Origin of the sequence: Accumulibacter sp., from assembly GCF_029255125.1 — a bacterium.
In the GTDB taxonomy this organism is placed as follows: domain Bacteria; phylum Pseudomonadota; class Gammaproteobacteria; order Burkholderiales; family Rhodocyclaceae; genus Accumulibacter.
Window position 1 is genome coordinate 109,458 of record NZ_JAPUVR010000100.1, and the last position, 26,457, is coordinate 135,914.

Sequence of the window (26,457 nt, forward strand, 5' to 3'; positions counted from 1 at the left end):
GCGTTGTCAGCGCGTGTGCTGCGCGCGAACGCTCGGCACGTAGTCGAAGTCGGCAACCAGGATGTGGTTGTAGAACCAACCGTTGATCAGGAAAGTGACCTCGTCGGCGATTTCGTCGAGCGTCATCTGTTTCGCCTTCTCCAGCAGGTCGAAGAGCATTCGGCGAAACTCGCCGTGCAGCCGACGGTGCGCTTCGATTCCCGGATAGCGGCAAGCGGCCATCAGTTCCTCTTCTTCCCGGAAGTGCACCTTGACGTACTCGGTCAACATGACGAGCGACTTGAGAATCCGGATCTGGTCACCATTGCCGCGAAAGGTCGCCGCCAGTTCAAACAACTGTCGATGCTGCTGGTCGATCTGCGGCAGGCCGACCTCGATCTTTGTCGACCACTCGGCCAATGCAAAGTCCTTCATGTGCTTCCCCTTGCTTGCGTGCGGGCGTCGACCGGCCAGCCCGCGGCGGCTGCAGCGCTCTCTGCCAGATCGATCTGCTCGGCGAGCGCCAGCCATTCTTCTTCGCGAACCGATATTTCCTCGGCAAGCTGCTGCAATTCCCGGCCGATCTCGGCCAGTTCAGTGGCCTGCATGGTCGCCGGCAGGCGCTCTTCCAGCGTGCGCTGGTGCGCCTGCAGCCGCTGCAGCTTCTGCTCGACGACCAGTTGCTCGCGGGCAAGTGCTTTCAGGCTGCTCAGCGCAAGCTTGGCGGATGGGCCGGCGGTGCCCGCCGAGGGATTCGGTTTCGCCGCTGGTTTCGTGCGTTCGCGCAACGCGTCGCGGTTGCGTCGGGCTTCGTCGAGCAGGAAGCGCTGATAGTCGTCAAGGTCGCCGGCAAACGGCGCCAGTCTGCCGCGTGCGACGAGCCAGAATTCGTCGCACACCGAGCGCAATAGTGCGCGGTCGTGGCTGACCAGCATCACGGTTCCTTCAAACTCGTTCAGCGCGATCGACAGTGCCTCGCGCGTGTTGAGGTCGAGGTGGTTGGTCGGTTCGTCGAGGAGCAGCAGGTTCGGTCTTTGCCAGACGATCATGCACAGGACGAGGCGCGCTTTCTCGCCGCCACTCAGGGTTCCGACCGCTTGCTTGACGACCTCGCCCGCGAAGTTGAAAGTGCCGAGGAAGGTCCGCAGGTCCTGTTCTCGGTCGCTTCGCCCACTGGTCGGAGTTGCACGGGCAAGCCGCTGGAGGTGCGCGAGGGGCGTCTCGTCCGGTCGCAGCACATCGAGTTCCTGCTGCGCGAAATAGCCGATGTCGAGCCCTTTGCCGCGCTGGATCGAGCCGCTGACACAAGAGAGCACGCCGGCCAAGGTCTTCACCAGCGTCGACTTGCCCTGTCCGTTTGCACCCAGGATGCCGATGCGCTGGCCGGCCATCACCGGACGGCTGACCTGCTCGACGACGACCGTCGGCGGCGCGCCGGCAGGCGCATGCGCGGGTGGCGGGTAACCAAAGCTGGCCTGTTCCATGATCAGCATCGGGTTGGGAAGACTGGCGGGTTCGGCAAACTCGAAGGTGAATTCGGCGTTGGTCAGCACCGGGGCAAGCCGTTCCATCCTTTCCAGCGCCTTGACCCGACTCTGCGCCTGCCGGGCTTTCGTCGCTTTCGCCTTGAAGCGGTTGATGAAAGCTTGCAGACGGACGATCTTGTCCTGCTGTTTGACGTAAGCGCTCATCTGCAGTTCGATCTGTTGCGCGCGCGCCTCTTCGAAAGCCGTGTAGTTGCCGGTGTAGCGCGTCAGTTTGCCATTGTCGATGTGCAGCGTGACACTCGTTACGGCGTCGAGAAACTCGCGGTCGTGGCTGATCACCAGCATCGTTCCCGGGTAGCGTTTGAGCCAACTTTCCAGCCAGACGAGGGCATCGAGGTCGAGGTGGTTGGTCGGTTCGTCGAGGAGCAGGAGATCCGACGGACACATCAACGCGCGCGCCAGTTGCAGGCGCATGCGCCAGCCGCCGGAGAAGCTATCGACCGGATTCTGCAGTTGGTTGCTCGCGAAGCCGAGCCCGAGAATCAGCGCCTGTGCGCGCGCCTGTGCGTCGTGCGCGCCAGCGTCGTGCCAGGCCATGTAGGCGTGCGCCAAGCGTTCGCCGTCGCCTGCCGCCTCGGCCAGAGACACTTCGCGTCGCGCGGCGATCAATGCGCTGTCACCTTCGATGACGAAATCCGTCGCGCTCTGGCTGGTTGCCGGCATCTCTTGCGCAACCTGCGCCAGACGCCATTCGGCAGGCTGCGAGAGTTCACCGCTCTCTTCGTGCAAGCTGCCGGCAAGCAGCGCGAAAAGGCTGGACTTGCCGGCCCCATTGCGCCCCACCAGGCCGACATGTTCGCCTGGGTTGATCGTCGCCGAAGCGCGGTCGAGCAGCACTTTCGTCGCTCGCCGCAGAGTCAGGTCGGCGAGGCTGATCATGCGCTGCCCGCTTGTCGGTCGCCCGCCAGGCGCACCAGGAAAACCGGCGCGCGCGGTGGCGAACGCTTGTCGCTCTTAGCGAAAGACGACTGTCTTGTTGGCATGCACCAGTACGCGGTCTTCGAGGTGGTAGCGCAAGCCGCGCGCCAGCACGGCTTTCTCGATGTCCTTGCCATACCGCATCATGTCGTCGACCGAGTCGGAATGGTCTATGCGAATGACATCCTGCTCGATGATCGGCCCCTGATCGAGGTCTGCCGTGACGTAATGACAGGTGGCGCCGATCAGCTTGACGCCACGCTCGTACGCCTGGTGATAGGGGCGTGCGCCAATGAAGCTGGGCAGGAACGAGTGATGGATATTGATCATCTGTCCGGCAAAGCGCGCGCACATTTCGGCCGGCAGAATCTGCATGTAGCGTGCGAGGACCATCGTATCGCCACGCACTTCCTCATAAATTCGCCTGATCTCGGCGTACGCGGCAGCCTTGTTAGGCGGGTTGACCGGGACGTGGTGAAAGGGAATCCCGTGCCATTCGACGAACGCCCTGAAGGTTTCGTGGTTGGAGATCACGCATGGGATCTCGATGTCCAGTTCCTTCGACTGCCAGCGCGAAAGAAGGTCGTAGAGGCAGTGTTCCTGCTTGCTGACGACAATCACTACCCGGCGCCGCACCGCTGAATCGGTAATTCTCCATGTCATTGACAGGTTTTCGGCCAACGGGCCGAAACGCTCGCGCAGTTCGACCAGATGGAAAGGCAGCGAATCGGCCCTTACCTCCATACGCATGAAGTAACGGCCGGCGCTCTCGCCGTTGCCATCCTCGGCATGAAAGCGCGACTCGAGAATCCATCCGCCGTGTTGCGCAAAGAAACCGGCGACACGCGCGATGATTCCGGTCTGGTCCGGACAGGACCCGGTGAGCGTGTAATAGCGTCTTGTGTGCACGCGCTGGCCACCCTAGCGCGAGCGGCAAGCGGCGAACGCCTGATCTATCCGGGCGCGCAGATCGTCGTAGGACTGCGTCACCGGAAATTGGGGGAACTGCTCGGCAACGTTGGCTGGCGGGCGGAAGAGGATGCCGGCATGCGCTTCGCTGAGCATCGCCGTATCGTTGTAGGAATCACCCGCGGCAACCACCATGAAGCGAAGCTCCTTGAGGCGTTTTACTGCCTCGCGTTTCTGGTCGGGCAGGCGCAGGTGGTAGTCCACGAGCATTCCGCGGCGATCGGTTTCCAGGCTGTGGCAGAACAGCGTTGGCCAGCCGAGCTGGCGCATCAGCGGCCGAGCGAACTCGTAGAAGGTATCGGAGAGGATGATCAACTGGTAGCTCTCACGTAGCGCATCGACGAACTCGCGGGCACCCGGTAGCGGCCCCATTTCAGCGATGACTTTCTGCACATCCGGCAGACCCAAGTCGTTGCCAGCAAGGATGGCCAGGCGGTAGCGCATCAACTTGTCATAGTCCGGCTCGTCGCGCGTCGTCCGACGCAATTCGGGAATGCCGGTGCGCGCCGCAAACTCGATCCAGATCTCGGGGACCAGGACGCCTTCCAGGTCAAGGCAGACGATATGCATGGCAGGCTCCCCGGGAAAAGGCTAGACGAAAACCCGCCATTTTACCAAAGTCCGTCGATCAGCTTGCTGCTTGGCCTCGGATATGGCCGAAGGAGGTGCAGGCTGCTGGCCAAGTGCGGACAGTGCGGGAGTGAGGGAAGCACCGGCGACGGCAAGAGATCCCTCATCCGATATCTTTCTGCACCATTTCAGCCCTTGGCGGAGCGGGGTTCGGCCGAGGCGGTCGGCTTTCCGGCAGTGGGCGATGCTTCGCAGCGTGCCCATCTGGGCACGCTCCCCGCCAAGCGCTGCGCCCCTTGCGCGAGTTCGGCGATCTGGGTGTAGCCGAAGTCGTCGGCCAAGGCGCGCAGCCCGGCCGCCGCCGGCGGAGTCTGTACGGCCACCTCCCCGATCAGCCGGTCGATCTCGTCCATCTCGGCGCGGACCGCCGCCCGCGCCAGCTGCTCCAGTAGATCGCCGGGCAGGGAGCGCAGAGCGTCTGCCAAGGCAGCGCCGTCCAGCGCCTGCTCCGGCGCCGTCCCGGCTTCGCCGTAGAGGTAACGCGCGCCCAGATGCTTCTCGATCAGCTCCAGCAGCGCTGCCGCTCGGTAGGGCTTACGCAGGAAGTCGTCGCAGCCCGCCGCCAGGATCTCGGCCCGCTCTTCCTCGAAGCTGCTGGCGGTCAGGGCGACGATTCGCGTCTCGGCCCCGCCCGGCGCGGCCCTGATCCGCCGGGCTACTTCCCGCCCGTCGAGGTTCGGCATCCGCATGTCCATCCAGATCAGGTGCGGCCGCCAGCGCTCCCAGACCGCGATGGCCGCGAGCCCGTCGGCGGCCTCCTCGACGGCGAAACCCAGTGGCTGCAGGAGTTGGCCCAGCAGGTGCCGGCCGTTGGCGTCGTCGTCCACCACCAGGATGCGCCAGGCTGGTTGCCCCGGCGCCAAGCCGAGCACCGGCCGGCGGTCGGGCTCGGCTGCCCGCGCTGGGCCCACCGCGACCTGCGCGGCGATGGTGAAAGTGAAAGCGCTGCCCGCGCCGACCTCGCTGCGCGCCTCGATCCCGCCCCCCAGCAACTCGGCGAACTGCCGGGTGATGGCCAGCCCCAGGCCGGTGCCTTCCTCCGCCCTGCGGCCGGAGACGGACTGGGCGAAGGGCTGGAACAGCCCGGCCAGTTCCTCGGCGGCGATACCGACGCCGGTGTCGACCACTTCAAACTTCAGGCGCAATTCGTCGGCCGGCGCCGCGGCCGATCCCTCCAAGGCGGGTGGCGGGGACGCGCTTACGCGGACGCTGACACCGCCGCGTTCGGTGAATTTGAAGGCGTTGTTGATCAGGTTGATCAGCATCTGCCGCAACTTCACCTCGTCGGCGCGGACGTGGCGGGGAACGTCGGCCGCCCGTTCGACTCGTAGCGTCAGTCCCTTGTTCGCCGCCTTGATCGCGAACATGTCCTCCAGCCCGGCGAGCAGCTCGTGCAGGTCGAAGTCGCTCGGGTTGACCACCGCGCGCCCCGCCTCGATACGCGACAGGTTCAGCACGTTGTTGATCAGAGTCAGCAGATGGTCGCCGCTGCGGTGTACCGTGGCCAAGTGCTGCGCCTGCGTCGGCGACAGCCGCTCCCGGCCGCCGGCCGCTTCGCGTAGCAGCAGTTCCGAGAAGCCCAGCACCGCGTTCAGCGGCGTGCGCAGTTCGTGGCTGATGTTGGCCAGAAACGCACTCTTGGCCCGGTTGGCCGCCTCGGCTTGCTCCTTGGCTTGCGTCAACTCCACCGTTCGACTGTCGACCAACTCCTCCAGATGGTCCCGATAAGCCAGTAATTCCGCTTCCGCCCGCTTGCGGTCAGTGATGTCTTCCACGATGCCTTCGAGAAAGCGCGGCGCGCCCGCGTCGTCGTGGAGGGTGACCAGGTAGAGATTGGCGACGAACTCCGAACCGTTGCGGCGCCGGAAGCGATTGGTGTGCTGGGTAACCTCGACCGCCCCGACCGATTCCTCGCCAACGGACGAACGCTCGTCGGTTCGCATAAAAAGCCCGCTGGCGACATTGTGCCCCGCCCGGATCATGGCGTCGGGAGAGGTGTAGCCGAACAGGGTCGCCATGACTGGATTCGCTTCGAGGATTCGGCCCTCCGGCGTCGAACGAAAGATCCCCACCGGCGCGTTCCAGACGATCGAGCGATATTTCCGTTCGCTTTCCCTGAGCTCTTCTTCGGCCCGCACCCGTTCGCTGATGTCTACCGCCAGGCCGAGCAATTCCGGGGTGCCGTCAGCGCCCGGCAGCGAGCTGTAATAGTTGTCGAAGTGGATACCCCCTACACTGGAATAGGTGTATTGGACCGATCCCTTGATGGCTTGCCGGATCTGGTCGCAAAGCTCGGGGTAGTCGCGATAGAGATCGAACACCGACCGGCCGACCGCCTCGCCGGGCTGCAGACCCAGGCCCGCCAAACCCTTGCCATCGCTCATTGTGAACACGCCGTTCCGGTCAAGCTGGTAAATGACCACCGGTGCGTTGGTGATCACCGACCGAAAGCGGGCCTCGTTGGTGGCCAGCTTCCGTTCCCGTTGCCGAATCGCCTGGGACATTCGATCCAGGTCCTCGGCCAAGCTGTCGAGTTCCCGGATATTGGAGATCGGCCAAGGCTGATCGTAATCCCCTTCGGCAATGGCGTGCGCTTGCGCCGCATAGCCACCGATACGACCGGCTACGGCGCGCGCCAAAAGCAGCGTGGCGATTGTCGCCAGCAGCAGCGCGACCACCGCGCCTGCGGTCAGGGCCAAGAAGGTGGACAGCAGCGGCTTGAGCGCGTCGGTACGCGCTTGGGCGACCAGCACCATCCAGCCGATTTCCGACACACTCACCAACGTGCCGATGGCAACTTGACCTTCCAGCTCCATGTCCCGGGTCGTGAAGCGCCCCCGCAAGGCGTCGCCGATGATGGGCAGGCGCGCGAGGTTCAATTGCTGGCCGCCTCCCTTCCACCGCGAATGCGCGACGATTTGGCCCCGGCGGTCGAGGATCATCGTCGTCATGGCCGATTCAGTGGGCAGGTGGCTGACGAACTCGGAGAGACCGTCGATGGCCACTTCGCCGATCACCACCTGCCCGTCGACCGGGATCGCCAGACTCACCACCAGCCGGGCGCTGACGGCGGACAGGAAAACCTCCGACCACACCGGCCCTCGCCGCTCGCGGGCTTCGCGCAGGACGTTCCATTGTGAGAGGTCTATCCCGAGCAGATCGCCGCGCTGCCCGCGCTGCGCTGTCGGCAAGCCGACAGCGAAAGCCGAGTCGTCTGCGTCGGCAACGTAAATGGCCGCGAACATTTCGCCCGTTCCGCAATGCGCGTCCAAGGGCTGACTCCAGAACGAAGCGGTCTGCCGCCCGCGTTCGCGAAAGTACGCCGCCAGTCCGGTTAGCTCTCTCCCGGCGCCACGCAGGTGCGCCTCGATCTGACCGGCGATGGCGCGCGCCAGCGCCTGATGGCGCGCTTCGACATCCTGCAGTGCCTGCGGCAGGAGAATCCACAGGATCAGCGCGGCGACCAGCAGCAGCGGCGCCATGCCGGCCAGCGTGAAGCGCAGCGCCAGCCACAGCCGCAGCGCGCGGGCGACCGGCGGGCGGCTACCGGATGACCACGAATTGGCCATCGCGCACGACGCTCATATGGATCTGGCGGATGACGTCACCGAACTGGTCGAAAAGGATCGGTTCCTGGACTCCCTCGAAGCGGGGCGCGGCCCGCAAAGTCTCTTTCACCCGCTTCGGGTCTGGTTGCCGGGCCAACACCTCCATGAGGATGTTGGCAGCATCGAACGCCATCGTCCCGCTGAACCCGGGTTCGCGATGAAAGCGTTCGCGATAGGCTTTCCGAAAGGCCTGATAGGCGGGCGCTGTGCTCTCGCGATCGAAGTTCTGTGCCACCATCACGCCTTCGACCGACTTGCCGCCGAGTTCCAGCAGGCGTTCGGTGCCCGCCCACCCGGACACGATGATCGGCAGGTGGCTTCCCAATTTGCGGATCTGCTGGCACAGCAGCGCGGTATCCATCGAATTGGCGACGATGAGCAAGCCTTTCGCCGGCGTCGCCAGAAGGTCTTGAGCCACCTGCACGAAGGCCGTTTCGCTACTCGACTCGAAGCCGACCGCTTTGCGGACTTCGCCCCCACCCTTTTCATACGTGGTGCGGAAGGCGTTAAGCCAACGTTCGGAGTACGACCGGTTGCTCAGGTCGTAGGCTGCCACGAGCGGCCCGAGGGGGCGCTCCTTCAGGTGATACTGGGCGATCTGGGTTGCGGCCTCGGCGGTCGACATGTTGACGCGATACAGATAGTCATCCTTGCCGGTGAGCTCGTCGGTCGTGGCGCTCGAACTGATCACCATGACCTTGGCCTCGTCGACGATAGGCACGATGGCTTTCGCCATCGTGCTGGTGATTGGGCCGACGATGCCTACCGCTCCCTGTTGGAGCAGTTCGCGCGTCACCCTTTGCGCTACCTCCGTGCTCTGCTCGTCGTCCTTCATCACCAGACTGACCTGGCGGCCGCCGACGCCGCCCGCCTGGTTGCGCAATTCGACGGCGAGTTGGACGGCGTCGCGGGCGGCGATCCCGAGATCGGCTCCGCGGCCGGAGATCCCGCCGACAAAGCCCAGGGTAATTGGCTCCGGCGGCGAGCAGCCCGGCAAAGCCGCGGCAGCGAGGATGGCGACCGCGACGGCTCCGAGGCAAGCCCGTATCGAATTGATAACTGGTTGACTGTTCACGTCTGGCGACTCGATGGTTTGGTTGGAACTGGATTGGATACTCGATGCACGCCTCTACATGACGACCTCTCGGCTACACGCTCAGGTCGAAAAAACGTTGAGAACGTTTCCCAGCAGCGTTGATTTGCGGGGGAGAGACTTTGCGATCGGAACTGTCGTGGACGGGGTTCCCGCTAGTAGATGGGTAACAGGCTCGACAGGAGCCACTGTCTGCGCTGCACATTGGCAGTCTATACCGAAATCGAGAGATGTGGCCCCGTTTGTTTGGGCAGCAAAAGCTCTTCGATAAGTGGTGGGGCCCTGCGAGTTTCGCTCGGCTGACCGGTGAAGCGCTTGGTTTCGACCTTCTAGGGTCTTATCCAAACCGGATAGTGCTCGGTGGAGCTTGTGGTCGAAAGAGCGTGCGGTGGGAAAGTCGCCAGGCGTTTCCACGGCCAGCCGCCCGTTATGCGCCAGCGCATCGTCCACAAATCCGCCGAGCCCCTTGTTGAGGCTTTAGGCGGCGTCCGGCGCCTTGCCGTCCAGGGCGCGGTGCGGTCAGCGTTCGTTGTAGAAGCGGATGTATGCGGCCAGCTTGGCTTCTTGCCTCTCTAACGCTGTCGTAGGCTTTGAGAGATACCGCAGCATCCTTGGCCGCCTTCCACAGGCGCTCGACAAAGACCTTGTCACGCCAGGCCCCCGTGTCGCCCATGCTGATCCGGAGGTCGTGCGCCTTGATAGACCCGTGAATTCGCCGCCGGTGAACGGGCAAAGCTGATCATTGTTGAGGATTTCCGAGCACCCGTGACGGTGAACGGCGGCGCGCCCTGCATCCAGACAGAAGTCAGTCGTCAAGGTGTTGGAGAGCCGTCAGGCGAGCACCCGCCTTGCGGTCCAGTCGATTACAGCGAACCAATGGAGGAAGCCCGGCGCATCGGAATGCAGGTGATGTCAGCGGCCCACACCTTAGTGGGCAGCTCGACGGCGAAGTCGCGCAGCAGAACCGGATGGATTTCATCACCGCGTTGCCGACGGGAGATGTTGCGCTTCCGATGGAGCGCCTCGATGCCCATGCGCGCGATCAAGGCGCCGATGTGCCGGCGCCCGGCCTGGAGCCCCTCGGTGCGCAGCAGATCGCGCAACATGCGGTAGCCGGCGAAGGGGTGCTCGAGAGGCAACTGGTCGATGCTACGCATCAGCGCCAGATCCGCTAGCGTCGTGTCGCTCTTGAGGGCTGCCGACATCGGCATGTGGCGGGTACGCGCAGCCGCGAGAGCTGCGTCAGTCTGGTGTCGGCAAGTGTGCCGCGGCAGGCAAGTGCGGGTAGTGGCTTGGTTGGATCGGGCTCGACGAGTTCTGCACCGGCGTGCGCACATTCGCCTCGGAGGGCGGCTACCGGCTGCTCTACGCCGCCCTGGGGGATATGCCCCAGGCGCTGGGCCTAAATCCCCGCTTTTCTCGACCCAGGCCGTACAGGCTACCGCGCATGCTGGTGGAACAGGCTAATTTATTGAGGAAGGTCTGACTGGCATCGGTTTTGCTAGTAGCAGATCGACCTCCTCACAGCTAGCGCACAGCGGGCGGTCGACACTTACAATCCTCGGGAGAATTGCCATGTTCAAGAATACGATCGTTCGTCTGCTGCTCACTTCCCTGGTCGCCGGCTTGCTCTCGCTGAGCGCAGTCGCTCCTGCGGCGGCGAAGAACAGCGTCAGCCTGGGTGGCGGCGTCAAGTGCACCTGGGTTCTGGTCTCGTCGGTGAACGGGACGAATACCTACAAACAAGTCTGCCGGAAGGGCGTCTGATATTCGCGCCTGCTGGCAGCTTGCGGCATGCGGGCAGGTGCTCGGCGCGCTGCTGCTCTCCGGCAGCGCCCTGGCGGCTCCGCCATCGGCAGCCACGCTCGCGGCGGAAGTGGGCTGGGGTCATGAATCCCAGACCTCGCCGCTGGTGCAGATTTCGCCGCAGGGCACGCTCATTTTTCTTGGCGGACTGCGCCGGCTCGCCGGCAGTCATTGGCGGGCCAACCTCAGCGGGCTGCGTGACTGGTCGCTGTTTGGCGACGTTCGCTTGGCGCTGGCGGGTGACGTGCATGTCAAACGCTCGTCGCAGACACCCGATTTCGATTTCCTGAACGCTTCGCTCAGCCCAGCGCTGCGTACGTCGCTCGGCGAACGCGCCAACGTCGGTATCGCCGGCCACTGGCAACACATTGATGTGGCCGGCGAGCATTTCCGGACGACCCGTTCACTGCAGCTCGACTGGACCTACGCCGATGGCGAGGGCAGTCACTGGGTGATCATGCTGGATTCCGGTCGCAACCGCCATCGTGGCGATCTGGTCGATCTCGATTCCACGAGCAGCACGCTGTTGCTCCAACGACATGTCGAGGCGCCGCTGCCGGGAATCGATGCGCTCGACCTGGAGCTCTACCTGGTGCGTGAGCAGAATGATCGCGGCTTCCGCGAACTCTCCAGCCGCAGTCATCTGCTGCATGCCTCGTTGGAGCGTGCTTGGCTCGGCGTCACCTGGTCGGCTGGCGTGGCCTGGCAGCAAGCAAGATTCGCTGCCGCGCTCTTGCCGACGCTGCCGCTGCGCCGTGACCAGGCGTGGACGATCGAGCTGGCAGCGGCGGTCGAGATGGCGCCTGGCCGGACGCTGCGCGTAGACTACGTTGGTGTGCGCAATGACTCGAACGTCGCCCTGTACCAGAATCGCTATCGGCAGATCGGCGTTGTGTTGCAGATTTCCTGGTAGGCGGCGACGGATGCTGGCGATCTGGTCTACGGTCACGCTATTCTCGCCATTTCGTCCGTCTACCGAAGGTAAAGAGTCACCATGAAACCTGTCGACCAGCCAGCTCCGTTCAATCTCCTGCGCTGGTTCGCCTGGTTGAGCCCGCTGGTGATCGCAATGATCGCTTTGGCCAACGCCTGGCTGATCTCGCGCTTTCTCAACGAACATCTCTTTCAGCGCGAAGCGTCTATCTCGCGCGATTTTGTGCAGACCATTCTGCTTGCTGACGAGTCCGTGGCCTATTTGGCGGGGAGCGACGATGCGGCGCTGCGCGGCCGCTTTCGCGAGTCGATCGCTCAGCTTTCGAAGATGCCGGACGTTCTGCGCGCCAACGTCTTTGCGGCCGATGGCAGCATTCTTTGGTCGAGCAATCCGGATCTCGTCGGCAAGCGTTTTGCCGACAACGACGAACTGGTGGAAGCGATGCGCGGCGAACTTGTCGTTCACGCTGGACGGATTGCGCGCGATGAACGGCAGAAGCGGGAACACGAAGGTCTCGATCCATCGGTGCAGTTCTTCGTCGAGACCTACATTCCATTGGTCGCACCGGGCGGCAGTGGTGTGCTCGGCGTGGTCGAGATCTACAAGGCACCCCTGGCGCTCAGTCAGGCGATTCGTGAAGGACAGACGCAGGTCGGCCTGGCTGCGCTGGCCAGCGCCTTGGCCTTGTACCTCAGCCTGTTCTGGCTGATCCAGCGGGCTGACCGGACGATCAAACTGCAGCATGCGCGCTTGCTCGACGCAGAAACACTGGCCGTGATCGGCGAGTTGACTGCGGCCGTGGCGCACAATATCCGCAACCCCTTGGCGTCGATCCGCTCGGCAGCCGAGCTCAGCCTGGACATGCCGCTCGACGATTGCACAGAGCAGGCGCGCGACATCATCCGCGAGGTGGACCGCATTTCCGGGCGGATCACCGAGTTGCTGCGCCTTTCCGGGCAGGAGGTACGCGGACGGGAACGTGTCGATCTGGCAGCCTTGCTGCAACGGTGCGTGATCGAGTGCCGGTCGAGCTTTGCCGAGCGCGGAATGCCGCTTAACTTCGAGTGCCGCTCTGCGCAAGCGTGGATAACCGCCGATCCGGCGCTCCTGCAGCAGGCCTTCCTCAGTCTGCTCAGCAACGCAGCAGAAGCGATGCGCCAGGGCGGTACCTGCCAAGTCATCGTCGAGGACGCGACGGCAAAGGAGATCAGGGTGGTCGTCGCCGATTCTGGCTGTGGCATCACGCCAGAGTCGATCGGCCAGGTCTTGCGTCCATTCTTTACCAGCAAGCCGCAGGGCCTTGGCCTCGGCCTACCGTTTGCCAAGCGCATCGTCGAGCGCTTCGGCGGCAGGCTCAGCCTGAGCAGCGTTCCGGGTGAGGGGACCGAAGTGCAGATGTTTTTTCCGAGGGCGTAAACCATGCCGGCGATTCTGATCATTGATGACGAGGAAACCTTCGTCAAGAACGCTGCCCGTTTTCTCGCCAAGAGCGGGCACGAAGTGTCCACGGCGCTGACAGCGAGCGCTGGGCTCGAGCTCTTTGGCGCGACCGCGCCGGATGCGGTGATCCTCGACTACCGTTTGCCGGACATGGACGGCGTTTCGCTGATCCAGCGGCTGCGCACGCACGATCAGGCGGTGCCGATTGTGATGATTACCGGTCATGGCAGCATCGAACTCGCGGTCGACGCGATGAAGGCCGGCGCCAACGACCTGCTGACCAAACCGGTGGCGCTCAGTGATCTGCGTCAGCGCCTGGAAAACCTGACAAGACGCCAGCTCGATTCGAGCCGGCTGCGCTATTTCGAAGCACGCGAGCATGATGCGCGCCAGCAAATCCTCGGCGAGAGTCCGGCGATCGTCGCGCTGCGCACGCGCATTGCCCGGATTGCCGAAGCTCAGGGGGCGCATTCGCTTCCGCCGGTCCTGATTACCGGCGAAACGGGGACCGGCAAGGAATTGGTGGCGCGTGCCTTCCATTACGATGGCGCGCGCTGCAGCCGTCCGTTCATCGAGCTGAATTGCGCGGCGATTCCGGCGACCTTGCTCGAAGCCGAGCTTTTCGGTCACGAGCGAGGCGCCTTCACCGACGCCAAAGAGCGTCGAATCGGGCTGCTCGAGGCGGCCGACGGCGGCACCCTGTTTCTCGACGAAGTCGCCGAGATGGATCTCGCGCTGCAGGCCAAGCTATTGAAGGTCATTGAAGATGGCCGTTTTCGCCGGATTGGTTCGGTGCACGAGCGGCAGGCGGATCTGCGCATCGTTGCGGCCACGCATCAGAACCTCGAAGAAAGAATCGGGCAGGGCGCTTTCCGTGCCGACCTTTACTTTCGCCTGCGTGTGTTGCAGGTGAACGTTCCGCCATTGCGCGAGCGCGCGGGTGATGCACTGCTGCTGGCTGGCCGCTTTCTCGACGAGTTTGCCCATCGCTATCGGCGGGTCAGTCTGCGCTTCAGTGCGCAGGCCGCGCGCGCGATCACCGAGCATCATTGGCCGGGCAACGTGCGCGAGTTGCGCAACGTCGTCGAGCAGGCTGTTCTGCTCGCGACCGACAGCGAGATCGGGCTGCAGGACCTGTGTCTTCCGGCCCGGCGAACGACGGGCGAAGCCACGGCTGGCACAATGCCGACGGCCGCGCGCGAAGCAGCCGACGGCTCGACGCTCGATCGTCTCGAGCGCGAAGCCTTGATCGGCGCTTTGGCCGATGCGGGCCATAATGTCTCGCAGGCGGCGCGCACGCTGGGGATCAGCCGCGACACGTTACGCTATCGGATGGAGAAGCACCGCTTGCGCCAACGATCTCCCGGCTGACAGGTAGGGTGCGCGTCTGCTCCGGCGCGCGCCGATGAGCAGGACCAGGCTGGCCGGAGAGCAGCCGGGATAATGCTCGGTCGCCTTCGGAAATCCTGCGCGACATCGGTATACTTGGCAGCGAAGCTGACGTGCATTGGGAGACAAGAATGACGAATGAGCATTGCGGCCGGGCACTCGCCTGTTGCCTGATCGGATCCTTGCTGCTGACGGCAGGAGCCCAGGCCTTTGCGCAGGAGCCCGTGCGGCCCGCAAGCATTGGCGCACCAGACGCGGTCGCGGCGGCTGACGGCACTTTTCGCGACGCGCTCGAAACTGCTGCGCTGCTTGCCAGCGGGTTGAAAGTGCGCTTGAACAAGGTTCGCCATCGGGTGGGCGAGCGGCTGGCGATCAGCGTCGATGTTCCGTTTGAAGGCTACCTGAATGTTCTCAGTGTTGGTCCCGATGACGTGCCGACGATCCTTTTTCCCAACCAGTTGCACACCGACAATCGCGTCGGGATCGGCGCGTTTGCCCTCCCGACCGGGCAGATGAAGCAGGAGCTGAAAGCGACTGGACCACAAGGGCGGATGCTCGTAGCGGCCTTTCTAAGCCGGGAAGCGCTCGACTTGCAGCAAGGCGGGGCGGACGGGCGCGACGCCGACGGCAAGCCGCTCGACACTTTTGGCCGCCTGAACGATGCCGGTCGCCGTCAGCTCGAAGAGCGCGCGGCGCAGAGCTTTGCCTCGCTCGTGCGCACGGCGCCGCTCCTTGCCGGGGTGGCTTATGGGTCGGTCTGCGCTGAGCGGGGGCCTTGCGATACCGCCACTCTGGTGGAGAATCAGGCTGCCGGGAAAACCGGTGAGGAGCGGGTGGCTCCAGGACTTCTGCTCGAGCCGGAAATCGAGCTTGGCTTGCCTCAGGGTGTTCGTTTGCGCCGCGTTTCGGACAAGGGGATTGCTTTAGGCAAGATATCCGAGGGTTTTGTGGGCCGTCTGTACGATGCCAGCGGCGGTCATTGCAGTATTGCCTATGGCCATGTCGTCAAGAAAACCCGCTGTGATGGGAGCGAACCCGTCGCCTTGCAACGCGGGGTGAGTGAGGAGCAAGGCGAGATGCTGCTGGTCGAGGACATGCGGCGTGCGCAGCGGGCAGTTATGAGTCTGGTGACCAGCGAGCTGAACGACGCGCAGTTTGCCGCATTGTGCAACTTCACCTATAGCGTCGGTGCCGAGAAGCTACGGAGCTCGACGCTGCTCAAGGCGATCAATGCCGGCGAGCAGCAGCGAGTGCCGTTTCAATGGCGGCGGTGGACGCAGGTGGGCGGCAAGGAACACGCTCGCCTGAAGCTCCGTCGCGAGCGCGAGATCGCGCTCTATTTCGAGGGGGGCGAGGTGCCCGCGGGGCCACCTGCCGGCGAGGATCTGACGCCGATCGACATCAGAATTGGCGAACTTGGCGAAGCTGGCGAAGCTGCACCTGCTGCCAGCCAGTAAGGCTGCACTTGTCCGGCTGTCGTGCGCGTCATCCCGGGCCGGCCGCTGGGGGTCTCTGTGTCGCCTGCGGCTCGGTCAGCCAGCGCCGGCCGACGTAGGGGCTGCTGTGAGGTGTCTGACGAGATACGCGGCTGGAGTTTGCTCGTCATCTACGGCAGCAAGGCGGGCTGAAAGATGTGGTCCGTCTGCGCCAGCAGCGCAGCAAATTCATTGGCCGGCAACGGGCGCGAAAAGAGGAAGCCCTGCTGGATCGGACAGCGATGACTGAGCAGGAAGGCGGCCTGCTCTCGGGTTTCGACGCCTTCGGCGACGACCCGCATGCCAAACTGGTTGCCGAGTTCGATGATCGACATGGCGATGGCTGCGTCCTTGCCGCCGTTGGTCACGTCGGTCACGAACGAGCGGTCAATCTTCAGCTCGTCGATCGGAAAGCGCTTCAGGTAGCCGAGCGAAGAGTAGCCCGTGCCGAAATCGTCGAGCGACAGACCGAAACCCTTGTCGCGCAAGGCGCAGAGTACCGCGATTGTCCGTTCAGCATTGGTCATCAGCAGCGATTCGGTGAGTTCGACGACGATTTGCCCGGGGTGTACGCTGACGGCCTGCACCATGCCATACAGCTTCTCGGCAATGTCATCCTGCTGGAAGCTTGGGCTGGCCAGATTGATCGAAACGCGCACCGGTTCCAGTCCCGCGTCCGCCCATTGCCGCAATTGTTCGGCGGTGGCTCTGGCTACCCACTCGCCCAGCCCGACGATCAGTCCCGACTCCTCGGCCAGCGGGATGAACTGCCCGGGTGCGAGCAATCCGCGCTGTGGATGTTGCCAGCGGACAAGCGCTTCGGCACCGACCATGCGACCACTGCGCGTGTCGATCTTGGGTTGGAAATGGAGCCGCAACTCGCCGCTCGATATTCCGCGCCGAAGTTCACTCTCCAGTTGCAGCTTGGCGCTTGCCGCGGTGTTCATGTCCTCGTCGAAAAACCGATAGGTCGACGGGCCTGCCGCCTTCGCTGCATACATCGCCTGCTCAGCATGGCGCCACAAAGCCTCGACCGTTTCGCCATCACGTGGGAAGACCGAGATTCCGATGCTCGCCGTGAGGACGATTTCGCGACCGTCGAGGAGGAAGGGCAGGGCGACCGCGTGCAGCAGGCGATCAGCGATCATGGCTGCGTGGCTGGCCAGGCGCACTTCAAGCACGAGTACGGTAAAGGCGTCGCCGTCGATGCGGGCGACCATCTCTGCGGCGCGCATCGGCGGACTCAGTGCCAACAGATCGGCCGCGCGCACCGAGGTGTGCAGGCGCTCGGCCAAAGCGCAAAGCAGGCGGTCGCCGGTTGCATCGCCAAGCGCATCGTTGACGCTCTTGAAGTGATCGATGTCGAGATGGAGAATGGCGCAGGTGCTCCCGGTACGCCGCGCGCGTTGCAATTCGACTGAAACCATTTCTGAAAAGAACTGCCGGTTGGCCAGACCGGTGAGCGCATCGTGCAGGGCAAGGTGTTGGATCCGCCGCTGGGCTTCGACGCGCTCGGTGATATCCTGGGTGAAGCCTTCGATCTTGACGATCCGGCCACTGCTGTCCGCTACGGCAACCGCCTCCTCGAACACCTCGATCACGCTGCCGTCGAAACGCTGCATGCCGTAAGTCACCTGGTAGGCTGTTCCCTCGTCGAGCAGGGTGCGTCGTGCCCCCTCCACGGCTGCCCGGTCGTTTGCCTGGACGCGACCAAGGAAAACCGCCGGGCTGCGGCAGGCGGCAAGTTCGTTGCCGCCGAACATGCGCTGCAGTTCGTCGGAGCAGGTGAAACGCGAGTCTCGTACCGACCACTCCCAACTGCCGATTCTTGCCAGCCGTTGCGCCTGCGCCAGGCTGCGTTGGCTGCGCGTGACGCCTTCAACGGCGCGGCTCGAGCGCAGGCCATAGCGCACGCGATGGGTCAGCAAGAGCCAATTGATCGGTTTGGTGACAAAGTCCGTCGCGCCCGAGGCGTAGGCTCGTTCGATCGAGTCGGTGTCATTCAAACCGGTGAGCATCAGGATGGGCAGCCAGGTTCCTTTGGCATGCTGGCGGATTCGCTCGCAGACCTGATAGCCGTCAATTCCGGGCATCATCACGTCGAGCAGCATCAGGTCGAAATCTTCCTCGTTGAACAGGCGCAAGGCTTCCTCCCCGCAATCGGCCTCGCGCACGTCGAAACCCGCGTGCCGCAAGGACTCGGCAGCGAGCATGCGAATCATCAGATCGTCGTCAACCAGCAGCAGGCGGCCGCCTTCAGGGTGGCTGTTCACTGGATCGTCCCTTTCGCTTCCGCGGCGGCTGCCCGGTGTCGTGCCAGTGCGGCGGCGAACTGGGCGTAGGTTTCCTGCAGCAGCGATGGCCACTCGCTGCTCGGCTGCTGGTCGGCGCGCAGCAGTGCCTCGAGCTGTTTCGCCTTCTCCGACAGCGCTAGCGCTCCGACTGTTGCGCTCGACGACTTGAGCGTGTGTGCTGAACGTTGCAGTGTGGCGGTATCCTTGCGGCTGCTTGCGTGCTCGATGTCGGCCAGCAGTTGGCCAGCGTTTTGCACGAAGAGGTCGAGGACGCGGTCGGCGAACTCGGGTTTGCTGCCGTCGGCGACCATCGGCAGCGACTGGACGATGCTTGGATCGAAGACCAGCGAGGCGCGCCGCTCACCGTGTGCGGCAGCCGTCGTCGCTGCGCCGGGTGACGAGCCATCCTTGGTCTCGCCGGCCCCCTCCTCGCTTCGTTCCGCCAGGTTCCGTTCGAGCGCCGCGGTCAATTGCGCACGGTTGATCGGCTTTGCCAGGTAATCGGTCATTCCGGCGGCCAGGCACTGCTCACGGTCGCCCGCTAAAGCATTCGCGGTCAACGCGATGATCGGTACCGCGGGGCGTGCTGCTTCCTTCTCCTCCGCCCGGATGCGCCGGCTGGCCTCGAAACCGTCCATTACCGGCATCTGGCAGTCCATCAGGATGATGTCGTAGGCAGAGGCGCGCGCGGCGACAACGGCCTGCGCGCCGTCGTGTGCGAAATCGACTTGGCAGCCGAGCGTAGCGAGTACCGCACCAGCGATTTCCCGATTGATCTCGTTGTCTTCAACCAGCAGCACGCGACCGTTCAGGCGTCGCCCAGTGGGCGCCGCATGCGTGCGTACCGGCAGCGCTGCGGCGTGCCGCTGCACGCGCTGGCGGAACCAGAACGTAGACCCGCGTCCCTCTTCGCTCTCGAACCCGACATCGCCGTCCATACGGTGTGCCAGCTCGCGGATGATCACCAGGCCCAATCCGGTTCCTCCGAAGCGGCGCGTCGTCGAGTTGTCAGCCTGGGCGAAGGGCGCAAACAGCCGTTCGCCAGCTTCACGCGAGATGCCGACGCCGGTGTCGGTCACCGCGTAACACAACTCGCAGTCCAGCCGCCGGCCGCCTGGCGCGTCCCGCCTGGGCTCAGCCGCACATTCGCAGGTGAGCGTCAGCGTAATCGAACCCCGTTCGGTAAACTTCACCGCGTTGCTGAGCAGATTGCTGATGATTTGTTTGACCCGGAAGGGGTCGCCGAGGACGGCTTCCGGCACACCGTTTCCGATCCGGTGACTGAGCAGGACGCCCTTGGTCGAGGCCATTTCAATGAACGGCTGGACGACCTCTTCGACGAGCTGCGTCGGACTGAACGGCACATGCTCGACATCGAGCCGGCCCGATTCGATCTTCGACAGGTCGAGGACATTGTTCAGCAGATGGAGCAGAGATTCCGCCGAAACGCGCAGGGTGTCCGTGTACCGCCTTTGCACGTCCGATAACTCGGTGTCGAGGAGCAGATCGGCCATGCCGATCACGCCGTTCATCGGCGTCCGTATCTCATGGCTCATGTTGGCCAGGAAGCGCGATTTGGCGATATTTGCACTTTCCGCCTGCTCTTTCGCCAGGCGCAACTGGGCGGTACGTTGCTCGACCTGCTGCTCGAGGGTTGCCCGGTGCTCGTGCAGTTCGTCGTTACGCACCTGCACTTCGTGCAGCATGGCGTTGAAACCGGCGATCAGTTCGCCGATCTCGTCGTGCTGTTCAACCGGTACGCGGCGTGAGTAGTCGCGGTCGGCGGCAATCTGGCGCATGACCGTGGTCAGCCCGATGATCGGGGTCGACACGGATTTCTGCAGGCGCGCGGCAAGGATGAGGGCGGCGCCGAAGGCGATCAGCGCTCCGCAGAGGACGACCAGCATGCGATGCATGATGTCGCTCCACATCGGTTTCAAGTCGGACTCGATGCTCAGCGTGCCGATGATCTCGCTACCCTGGCGGATTGGGTAGTCGACCTTGAGTAGCGTATCCCAGTACGAGCCTTTGACCGACGGTAGGCTGGCGCCACTCTGGGCGGCGACGATCGGCGGCTTGTCGGCCGGGTAGTGTGCAAACACGCGGCCGCCGGGCAGGGCAATTGACGCGGCGATGACCTCGGGGCGAACGCGCAGGCCGGAGAGTGCTTCGCGTGCGGTTGCCGCGTCGTCGAAGGCAATCGCCGAGCTTGTGCTGGCCGCCAGCAGCTCAGCCATGCCGCTGAGTTTTGCCACTTCAGCTTCCCGGTTGTCGTCGACCTCGGAGACGACGACCAGCAAGGTGCTGATCAGCAGGCCGGCCCCGACCGTCAGGCCGATGATCAGCATCAGCTTGCCTTTCAGCGGCAGGTCGCGAAAGCGCATGGCTAGTTTCTCCCTTTCAAGTCGGACAGGTTGCGCGCCAGCTTGAGCAGGTTTGAACTCGCTTTGAGCTGGGCCTGGTCGAGTACGTGGCGATTGACTTCGAACTGTAGCCGACCCTCGCCCTGAACCAGGCCGATGGCGCCACCATTGTCGATAAAACCGTCGGTGTCGCCGACGGTCAGGACGGGCAAGCCGATCAGACCGCGTAACGCATGCACCAGTCGCCTCTCCTCCGACTCGGCGAGGAAAAGAACATGGCAGGTGCGCGCTTCGTCCGCGTTGGCCAGACGCCGAACAGTGACCACACGGTTATGTACCTGTCGGCCCTCAAGCGCCAGCAAAGCGTTGCCAACCGGGTCGCGGCCGAGCAGGCAGATCGACAAAGGAGTCTCGCGCGCGGGAAAAGCGCGCTCCGGCCACTCGACGTAGCGCGCAAAATTGAGGACGAACGCCGCTTTGGCCTGCGACTCGGTGAGCGTCGGTTGTGCCCGCGCGCTGCCTAGCAACAAGAGTACACCGGCAGCCAGCACAAGGAGCGTTCGGTGGCCATGGCGGGTCACGTCATTCCTTCCTCAGAACAGCCACTTGGCCTTTACGTAGAAGGCGCGCTCGATGTCGCATGCCTGCGAGGGCAGGAGGTCGGGAACAAACTCGGGATGACGCCGGTCGAGCAGGTTCTGCCCGACAAGCGAGAGCTCGAAGTCGCGCCTCGGTCGCCAAGCGTAGCGCAGATCGAGGCTGGTATAGGCTGCGATGACATCGTTGCCCAGCTTGCTGACGTGCCGTAGCCAAAGATCGAAGTTGTGCCGGTCGGAGAACGACATGGCCGAGCGCAGCGACAACTGATGCTGCGGGTCACTCTGGTTGATCCGCGTCACGCTCTGGGCCGACGAGGGATCGCCGGTTGTTGAGCGGGCGTGCAGCGAAAGGTAACTGTAGCTGGGCTGGATTCGCCACCATGAGAGTGGGTTCCAGTCGAGCGCCAGCTCGATGCCGCGGGTGTAGGCCTCGACGCTGTTGTTGGGCACGATCTCTTGCACGAGGTATGGCGGCCGTCCGGCGACGAGCCGTTGCGAGCCCAGCGCGACAGATCGTAAATCCATGTATTCGTTATGAAAAGCAGCAATGTCGGCGGACAGCGTGGGAGTCATCTGCTGGCGGTAGCCAAGCTCGTAGGCAGTGACCTTCTCGACCTTCAGCTTGTGGTCGTCGGGGACGTTGCGGGTGAGAATCGCCAAGGGGGTTGGGTTTCCTGGCGCACCGCCGGGCAGCACACCAAGGTCGACCTGCGCGTCGAGTTCGGCGCGCGATGGCGTCCGCACGGCACGTGACAGCGACATCCAGATGGACTGGTTCTCGCTAGGTGTCCACATGAGCCGGGCGTTGGGCATGGGCTCGATGTTGGTGAAGCTGCTCTTCTCCAGGCGAACGCCGAGCATCAGGCGCAGGGTGTCGGGGATCAGCGTGATGTCGTCATGGATGAAGGCGCTGGCCAGCGTGAACGCCCCTGTGCGCGGCGTCACGGAAATGAGCGAGCCGCTGGTCGTGCGGTCGCTCGACCGGCGATAGCCGACGCCCCAGATCACGTCGTGGTTTGGCGCGAGCAGCAGGCGGTGCTGGAAGTCGAGGTCGATCGTCGTGCGCACTTCCTTGAACGTCCCGGCAAGTTCGATGTTGGTATGATCGACGTAGCCCTGCAGCGCCATTTCGGAACCGCCGGCGAGTGTCCATTCGTTACGCCCGAGCAGGTGGGCGCCTTTGCCCGTCTGTTCCAGGTTGTTTACCGTCATGCCAGTGGGAGAGGCTACATCGGGTCTGTTGAAACGGTCGCCGGTGTAGCTGCTGTAGGCCTGCCCACTGACCGTCAGGCGGTGACCGGCGGCCATGCTCCAGTCCGCGCGAAAACCGGCGCGCCCCGATCGCCAGTAGTCGTTGCCGGACTTGCCGTCGGTGGTCACTGCTTCGTCGCGTGTGAACCCTTTTGCCCAGACGCGGTAGTGCCCGCCGCCCGCTTGTCCGCCATGACGAAAGCCGGCCAGCGCACGTTCCTCGCTGCCGGCACCGGCAACCAGGAGGTTCCCCTGCGTGTCGCGCGCGCGGCGGGTAATGATGTTGATGACACCGTTGACTGCATTGGCCCCCCACATCGCCGCCCCGGGTCCGCGGATGACCTCGATACGGTCGATGTCTTCCAGCAGAGTGTCTTCGTTCTCCCATAGAACGCCCGAGAAAATTGGCGAATAGATGCTGCGTCCGTCCATCAGGACCAGCAGCTTGTTGGCGAAGCGGTTGTTGAAGCCACGGACGCTGACTGCCCAGCGGTTGTTGGCCAGACGCGCCACTTCGACGCCAGGCACCATGCGCAGGACTTCGGGAATGCTGGTCGCTCCCGAGCGCTCAATATCCTCGCGACTGACGACGAAGACGGCGGCCGCGACATCGTTGATGCGCTGCGCCTTGCGTGCTGCACTGGTCACTTCGACGGTCAACAGGTCTTCCAGACTGATGTCGGCCGCCTCGGGCGGCTCGGCCGCTTGCAGGCCCGTGCACGCGAGGGCGGCAGCAAATGTCAGTGAGCTGACGAATGAAGGACCGTGCGTATTCATCTTGTTCGCTCTCCCCTAGGCCTGGTCGCTCGGCCGGAAACATGGGTGGAATGGCAGTGCGGCCACCCAGCGAGCAGTCCATCTGGCGAAGCAGGATGAGTACTCGAACAAGCCGGCCGATGGTGGATCATCGGCCGCTGAAGGAGAAACTTTAGCGAGCAGCGGTGGTCCTGGCCGCGCGGCGGTCGGTAGGAAACGGTCGCCAGGGTTTGCGGCACGGCAAGCGCGGCGTGACGCAGCCGGCCGCGTGAGCGCGGCCGGCAAGTCGTCGGTCAGGCCTTGCCGCCGGCGAGAGCACGTTGCAGTTGCTCGAGCGCCTTCGGATCCTCGATCGTTGTCAGATCGCCTGGATCGCGTCCTTCGGCCAGCGCCTGGATCGAGCGGCGCAGCAACTTGCCCGAGCGAGTCTTCGGCAAGACGGTCAGGAAGTGCACGCGGCTCGGTCGGGCGATTGCGCCAAGCGTGTCGTCAACCTGGCGCATGACGGCCTTCTCGAGCGCTGACGCGAGCTCGGGCGTCGCAATGCTGTCGGGATTCTTGACGACGGCAAAGGCCATTGGCATCTGGCCTTTCAACTGATCCGCGACACCAACGACGGCGACTTCGGCAATCGCCGCATGGCCCTGGATGGCTTCCTCGATCTCGCGCGTGCCCAGACGGTGACCCGCCACGTTGATCACGTCGTCGGTGCGCCCGAGAATATAGTGATAGCCGTCCTTGTCCTTGATTCCCCAGTCGAACGACGAATAGACCTGAGGCTCGCGGAAGAGCGAGAAGTAGGTCGAAACGAAGCGTGCGTCGTCACCCCAGACAGTCGACAGACAGCCGGGCGGCAGCGGCGGGAGGATACCGACGATGCCCTTCTCATCAGCTTCGCAAATCGTTCCGTCTTCGCGGAAGATCTTGAGGTTGTAGCCGTACACCGGGAAGCTCGGTGTGCCGAAGCGGATTTCGGTCTTTTCGACGCCGGGCATCGCAGAGAGAATTGGCCAGCCGGTTTCGGTTTGCCAGTAGTTGTCGATCACCGGCAGTTGGAGCTCGCCCATGATCCATTCGTGCGTCGGCTGGTCGAGTGGTTCGCCGGCCAGGAAGAGGTGCTTGAGGCTCGACAGGTCGTACTTGTGCATGTACGCCGGGTCGGCCTTCTTCAGTACGCGCGCCGCGGTTGGCGCCGAGAACATGACATTGACCTTGTACTTCTCGACGATCTGCCACCAGATGCCGGGGTCCGGGCGCAGGGGCGTGCCTTCGTACATGATGGTGCACATTCCGGCGATCAATGGCCCGTAGACGATGTACGAGTGGCCGACCACCCAGCCGATGTCCGAAGTGGCAAAATAGGTTTCGCCTTCCTCGCCGCAGTAGATGTGCTTGATCGAGGAGGCGAGCGCCACGGCGTAGCCACCAGTGTCGCGCTGAACGCCCTTCGGCTTGCCGGTCGTGCCCGAGGTGTACAGGATGTAGGACGGTTCCGAGGACTCAAGCCAGGTGATCGGAACATCGGCGTCCATGAACTGCGCGCGCAGCGTGGCGTAATCGACGTCACGCCCGGCGACCTTGTTGAAGCCCTTGTCGAGCCCGCGATCGACCATCAAGACTTTGCCCGGCTTATGGACGGCCAGCGAGATCGCTTCGTCGAGCAGATCCTTGTACGGGACAGCCTTGCCGCCGCGCATGCCGGCGTCGGAGGAGACGACGAGTTTCGGCGTTGCGTCGTCGATCCGCGTGGCCAGCGACCCGGAAGCGAAGCCGCCGAACACGACGGAATGGATCGCGCCGATCCGCGTGCACGCGAGCATGGCAAACAAGGCTTCGGCAATCATCGGCATGTAGATGAGGACGCGGTCTCCTTTGCCGACGCCCAGGCTTTGCATGATTGCCGCCATGCGAATGACTTCGGTTTTCAGTTCGGCGAAGGAATAGACGACTTCCTGATCGGTTTCGGTCGAAATGAAAACCAAGGCACGGTCGTTCGGCCGCTTCGCCGCGTGGCGGTCGATGGCGTTGTAGCAGATGTTGGTTTCGCCGCCGACGAACCACTTGGCGAACGGCGGCCGGGAAAAATCGAGAACCTGGCTGAACGGCTTGTGCCAGTCGATGCGCTTGGCTTCTTCACCCCAGAAGGCGTCCGGATTTTCGATTGACCTCTTGTGAAACTCTTTGACTGTCGTCATGAGACTCCCTCTCGCAAAAATGACCCACCTGCACCCGTGGAAACTACGCTTGCCGCGTGTCTTCGACTTTCCGCGCGCGGTCAAGCATTCTTTGTTGAAGATCTGCCAGAGGCAGACCCAGCTTCAGCTCCCTTGCCAGAAGCTCGAGCAAAGGGAGTACTTCCTGGCCAAGCGCTGCGAGGTGCGGGATGACCTCCGTTTCACGCCCGGCCCTGATCAGGTTGATCGCATGACCGATCGCCGGTGCGGTCGGTTGCTGCACTTGTTCGAAACAGGCGACGACCCGGTTGCCGCCGGCGAGGCGGGCTGCCTTCAGGCGCTGCGCAGCCAGCGCGAGCAGGGCAGTGGCCGTGTTCTGCCGGTCGACCGGTGTGTTGGCGACGCCGATGCTGATCGTCAGATCGACGCGCTGGCCGTGGACCGTGATGTTTGCCACGGTGAAAGCCTCGCACAGGCGCCGGGCAAATATCTCGCTGGCCGGATACGGCGTCCCTGGCGAGACGACGACGAGGTCGTCGTCGGTGTAGTGGCCGAGGCTATCCTCGCGGCGCACCTTCTTGGCCAGCATGCTGGCCAGGCGTCGCTGGAATTCGCGCGCCACCTCCTCGCCGTACTCGTCGCGCAGCCGGTCGACACGGTCGAAGCCAAGAATCATGATGCTGACCGGAGTTTCCTTGCGCAGCGCTTGCGCTACGCTACGTCCGGTATCTGTCTCGATCTGCCGGCGGCCGGGCAAGCCGGTATTCGGATGCTGCCGCCCTTGCGCCGTTTCGTCGCTCGCTTCGCTTTGTTGTGCGGCGAGGCGCAGCAGTGTCTCGATGCGGGTCAGCAGTTCATTGCTGCTGACTCCCCGGTTGATGAAATCGGACGCGCCGAGTACGCGGGCACGGTCCATCGCCTCGGTGTTGTCACCGGCAATGATGAGCACCGGCATCCGCCGCAGGCGTGCAAGCTTCGACGAGCGAACCCGTGCCAGCAAGCCCTCGCCGTCGAGAATCGGCAGGGAAAGCGAGCAGATCACCAAGTGGATGGAGTGGTCGAGGACTAGAGCCTGCCAGCCTGCTTCGCCGTCCGCTTCCTCGCGGAAGCCGTAGTGCTTGCTAATGAGCTTGATCAGCTTGGCGCGGACCATGCGCGACTGGTCGACGATCAGAACGCGCAGCGCCAGGTTGGGGTTCTCCATCGTGGCTTGTTGTCTGTCGCGTCCGTGC

At 63.7% G+C, this 26,457-nt stretch carries 17 protein-coding genes and 1 pseudogene; 5 read left to right on the forward strand and 13 right to left on the reverse strand.

The genetic code is table 11. The annotated features are described in order from the left end of the window. Positions 1-6 precede the first annotated feature (6 nt). From Q1L59_RS08940 to Q1L59_RS08970, 7 genes and pseudogenes are all read right to left on the reverse strand, one after another. Positions 7-414, reverse strand: coding sequence for a bacteriohemerythrin (locus Q1L59_RS08940; protein WP_300331084.1), 408 nt, complete (start codon positions 412-414; stop codon positions 7-9). Beyond that, a complete protein-coding gene (locus Q1L59_RS08945) occupies positions 411-2,405 on the reverse strand; it encodes an ATP-binding cassette domain-containing protein (protein ID WP_300331087.1) in 1,995 nt (664 codons plus the stop codon). Before Q1L59_RS08945 ends, Q1L59_RS08940 begins: the two co-directional genes overlap by 4 nt. Before the next feature lie 75 nt (positions 2,406-2,480). Beyond that, a complete protein-coding gene (purU, locus tag Q1L59_RS08950) occupies positions 2,481-3,353 on the reverse strand; it encodes a formyltetrahydrofolate deformylase (RefSeq protein ID WP_300331089.1) in 873 nt (290 codons plus the stop codon). A 12-nt stretch (positions 3,354-3,365) separates the two neighbouring features. After that, positions 3,366-3,983 carry a bifunctional phosphoserine phosphatase/homoserine phosphotransferase ThrH gene (gene thrH, locus Q1L59_RS08955; RefSeq protein WP_300331092.1) on the reverse strand — a complete coding sequence of 206 codons (618 nt, stop codon included), beginning with the start codon at positions 3,981-3,983 and terminating at the stop codon, positions 3,366-3,368. A 188-nt stretch (positions 3,984-4,171) separates the two neighbouring features. Beyond that, complete coding sequence (locus Q1L59_RS08960) at positions 4,172-7,525, reverse strand: PAS domain S-box protein (protein WP_300331095.1); 3,354 nt, start codon at positions 7,523-7,525, stop codon at positions 4,172-4,174. 61 nt (positions 7,526-7,586) lie between these two features. Further along, entirely contained in the window at positions 7,587-8,648 is a 1,062-nt protein-coding gene (locus Q1L59_RS08965) for an ABC transporter substrate-binding protein (RefSeq protein WP_300331098.1), read from the reverse strand. 618 nt (positions 8,649-9,266) lie between these two features. Then, positions 9,267-9,913: pseudogene (locus Q1L59_RS08970) on the reverse strand (DDE-type integrase/transposase/recombinase); the annotation flags it as partial. Positions 9,914-10,319: 406 nt separating this feature from the next. On the opposite strand from Q1L59_RS08970, the gene Q1L59_RS08975 reads away from it, so the two are divergent. The 5 genes from Q1L59_RS08975 to Q1L59_RS08995 all read left to right on the forward strand — a co-directional run bounded on the left by Q1L59_RS08975 (position 10,320) and on the right by Q1L59_RS08995 (position 15,770). Further along, a complete protein-coding gene (locus tag Q1L59_RS08975; protein ID WP_300331101.1) occupies positions 10,320-10,511 on the forward strand; it encodes a hypothetical protein in 192 nt (63 codons plus the stop codon). 37 nt (positions 10,512-10,548) lie between these two features. Next, a complete protein-coding gene (locus tag Q1L59_RS08980; RefSeq protein WP_300331104.1) occupies positions 10,549-11,463 on the forward strand; it encodes a hypothetical protein in 915 nt (304 codons plus the stop codon). Positions 11,464-11,544: 81 nt separating this feature from the next. Further along, positions 11,545-12,900, forward strand: coding sequence for an ATP-binding protein (locus Q1L59_RS08985; protein ID WP_300331107.1), 1,356 nt, complete (start codon positions 11,545-11,547; stop codon positions 12,898-12,900). Between the two features lie 3 nt (positions 12,901-12,903). Further along, positions 12,904-14,295, forward strand: a complete 1,392-nt coding sequence (locus Q1L59_RS08990) for a sigma-54 dependent transcriptional regulator (RefSeq protein ID WP_300331110.1) — start codon at positions 12,904-12,906, stop codon at positions 14,293-14,295. Positions 14,296-14,444: 149 nt separating this feature from the next. Beyond that, positions 14,445-15,770 (forward strand): DUF4384 domain-containing protein, encoded by a 1,326-nt coding sequence (locus Q1L59_RS08995; RefSeq protein WP_300331113.1) that lies wholly within the window; start codon positions 14,445-14,447, stop codon positions 15,768-15,770. 149 nt (positions 15,771-15,919) lie between these two features. Here Q1L59_RS08995 and Q1L59_RS09000 read toward each other — a convergent pair whose 3' ends face one another. The 6 genes from Q1L59_RS09000 to Q1L59_RS09025 form a co-directional block, all read right to left on the reverse strand. Then, positions 15,920-18,061 (reverse strand): EAL domain-containing protein, encoded by a 2,142-nt coding sequence (locus tag Q1L59_RS09000; protein WP_300331115.1) that lies wholly within the window; start codon positions 18,059-18,061, stop codon positions 15,920-15,922. Then, positions 18,058-20,466 (reverse strand): response regulator, encoded by a 2,409-nt coding sequence (locus Q1L59_RS09005; protein WP_300331118.1) that lies wholly within the window; start codon positions 20,464-20,466, stop codon positions 18,058-18,060. Before Q1L59_RS09005 ends, Q1L59_RS09000 begins: the two co-directional genes overlap by 4 nt. 2 nt (positions 20,467-20,468) lie before the next feature. Further along, on the reverse strand, positions 20,469-21,026 hold the full coding sequence (locus tag Q1L59_RS09010) for a YfiR family protein (protein WP_300331120.1): 558 nt from the start codon (positions 21,024-21,026) through the stop codon (positions 20,469-20,471). A gap of 12 nt (positions 21,027-21,038) precedes the next feature. Continuing rightward, the gene (locus Q1L59_RS09015) at positions 21,039-23,072 is read right to left on the reverse strand and encodes a TonB-dependent receptor (protein WP_300331123.1); all 2,034 of its coding nucleotides are present in this window, start codon (positions 23,070-23,072) and stop codon (positions 21,039-21,041) included. Positions 23,073-23,344: 272 nt separating this feature from the next. Continuing rightward, entirely contained in the window at positions 23,345-25,246 is a 1,902-nt protein-coding gene (locus Q1L59_RS09020) for a propionate--CoA ligase (protein WP_300331125.1), read from the reverse strand. 43 nt (positions 25,247-25,289) lie between these two features. Next, positions 25,290-26,429, reverse strand: a complete 1,140-nt coding sequence (locus Q1L59_RS09025) for a diguanylate cyclase (protein WP_300331127.1) — start codon at positions 26,427-26,429, stop codon at positions 25,290-25,292. Between the last annotated feature and the right edge of the window lie 28 nt (positions 26,430-26,457).

Excerpts from the sequence above, each read along its gene's own strand:
- Q1L59_RS08940 (WP_300331084.1), bottom strand. The coding sequence starts at position 414 with ATGAAGGACTTTGCATTGGCCGAGTGGTCGACAAAGATCGAGGTCGGC.
- Q1L59_RS08945 (WP_300331087.1), bottom strand. The coding sequence starts at position 2,405 with ATGATCAGCCTCGCCGACCTGACTCTGCGGCGAGCGACGAAAGTGCTG.
- thrH (WP_300331092.1), bottom strand. The coding sequence starts at position 3,983 with ATGCATATCGTCTGCCTTGACCTGGAAGGCGTCCTGGTCCCCGAGATC.
- Q1L59_RS08960 (WP_300331095.1), bottom strand. The coding sequence starts at position 7,525 with ATGGCGCCGCTGCTGCTGGTCGCCGCGCTGATCCTGTGGATTCTCCTG.
- Q1L59_RS08975 (WP_300331101.1), top strand. The coding sequence starts at position 10,320 with ATGTTCAAGAATACGATCGTTCGTCTGCTGCTCACTTCCCTGGTCGCC.
- Q1L59_RS08985 (WP_300331107.1), top strand. The coding sequence starts at position 11,545 with ATGAAACCTGTCGACCAGCCAGCTCCGTTCAATCTCCTGCGCTGGTTC.
- Q1L59_RS08990 (WP_300331110.1), top strand. The coding sequence starts at position 12,904 with ATGCCGGCGATTCTGATCATTGATGACGAGGAAACCTTCGTCAAGAAC.
- Q1L59_RS08995 (WP_300331113.1), top strand. The coding sequence starts at position 14,445 with ATGACGAATGAGCATTGCGGCCGGGCACTCGCCTGTTGCCTGATCGGA.
- Q1L59_RS09005 (WP_300331118.1), bottom strand. The coding sequence starts at position 20,466 with ATGCGCTTTCGCGACCTGCCGCTGAAAGGCAAGCTGATGCTGATCATC.
- Q1L59_RS09015 (WP_300331123.1), bottom strand. The coding sequence starts at position 23,072 with ATGAATACGCACGGTCCTTCATTCGTCAGCTCACTGACATTTGCTGCC.
- Q1L59_RS09020 (WP_300331125.1), bottom strand. The coding sequence starts at position 25,246 with ATGACGACAGTCAAAGAGTTTCACAAGAGGTCAATCGAAAATCCGGAC.
- Q1L59_RS09025 (WP_300331127.1), bottom strand. The coding sequence starts at position 26,429 with ATGGAGAACCCCAACCTGGCGCTGCGCGTTCTGATCGTCGACCAGTCG.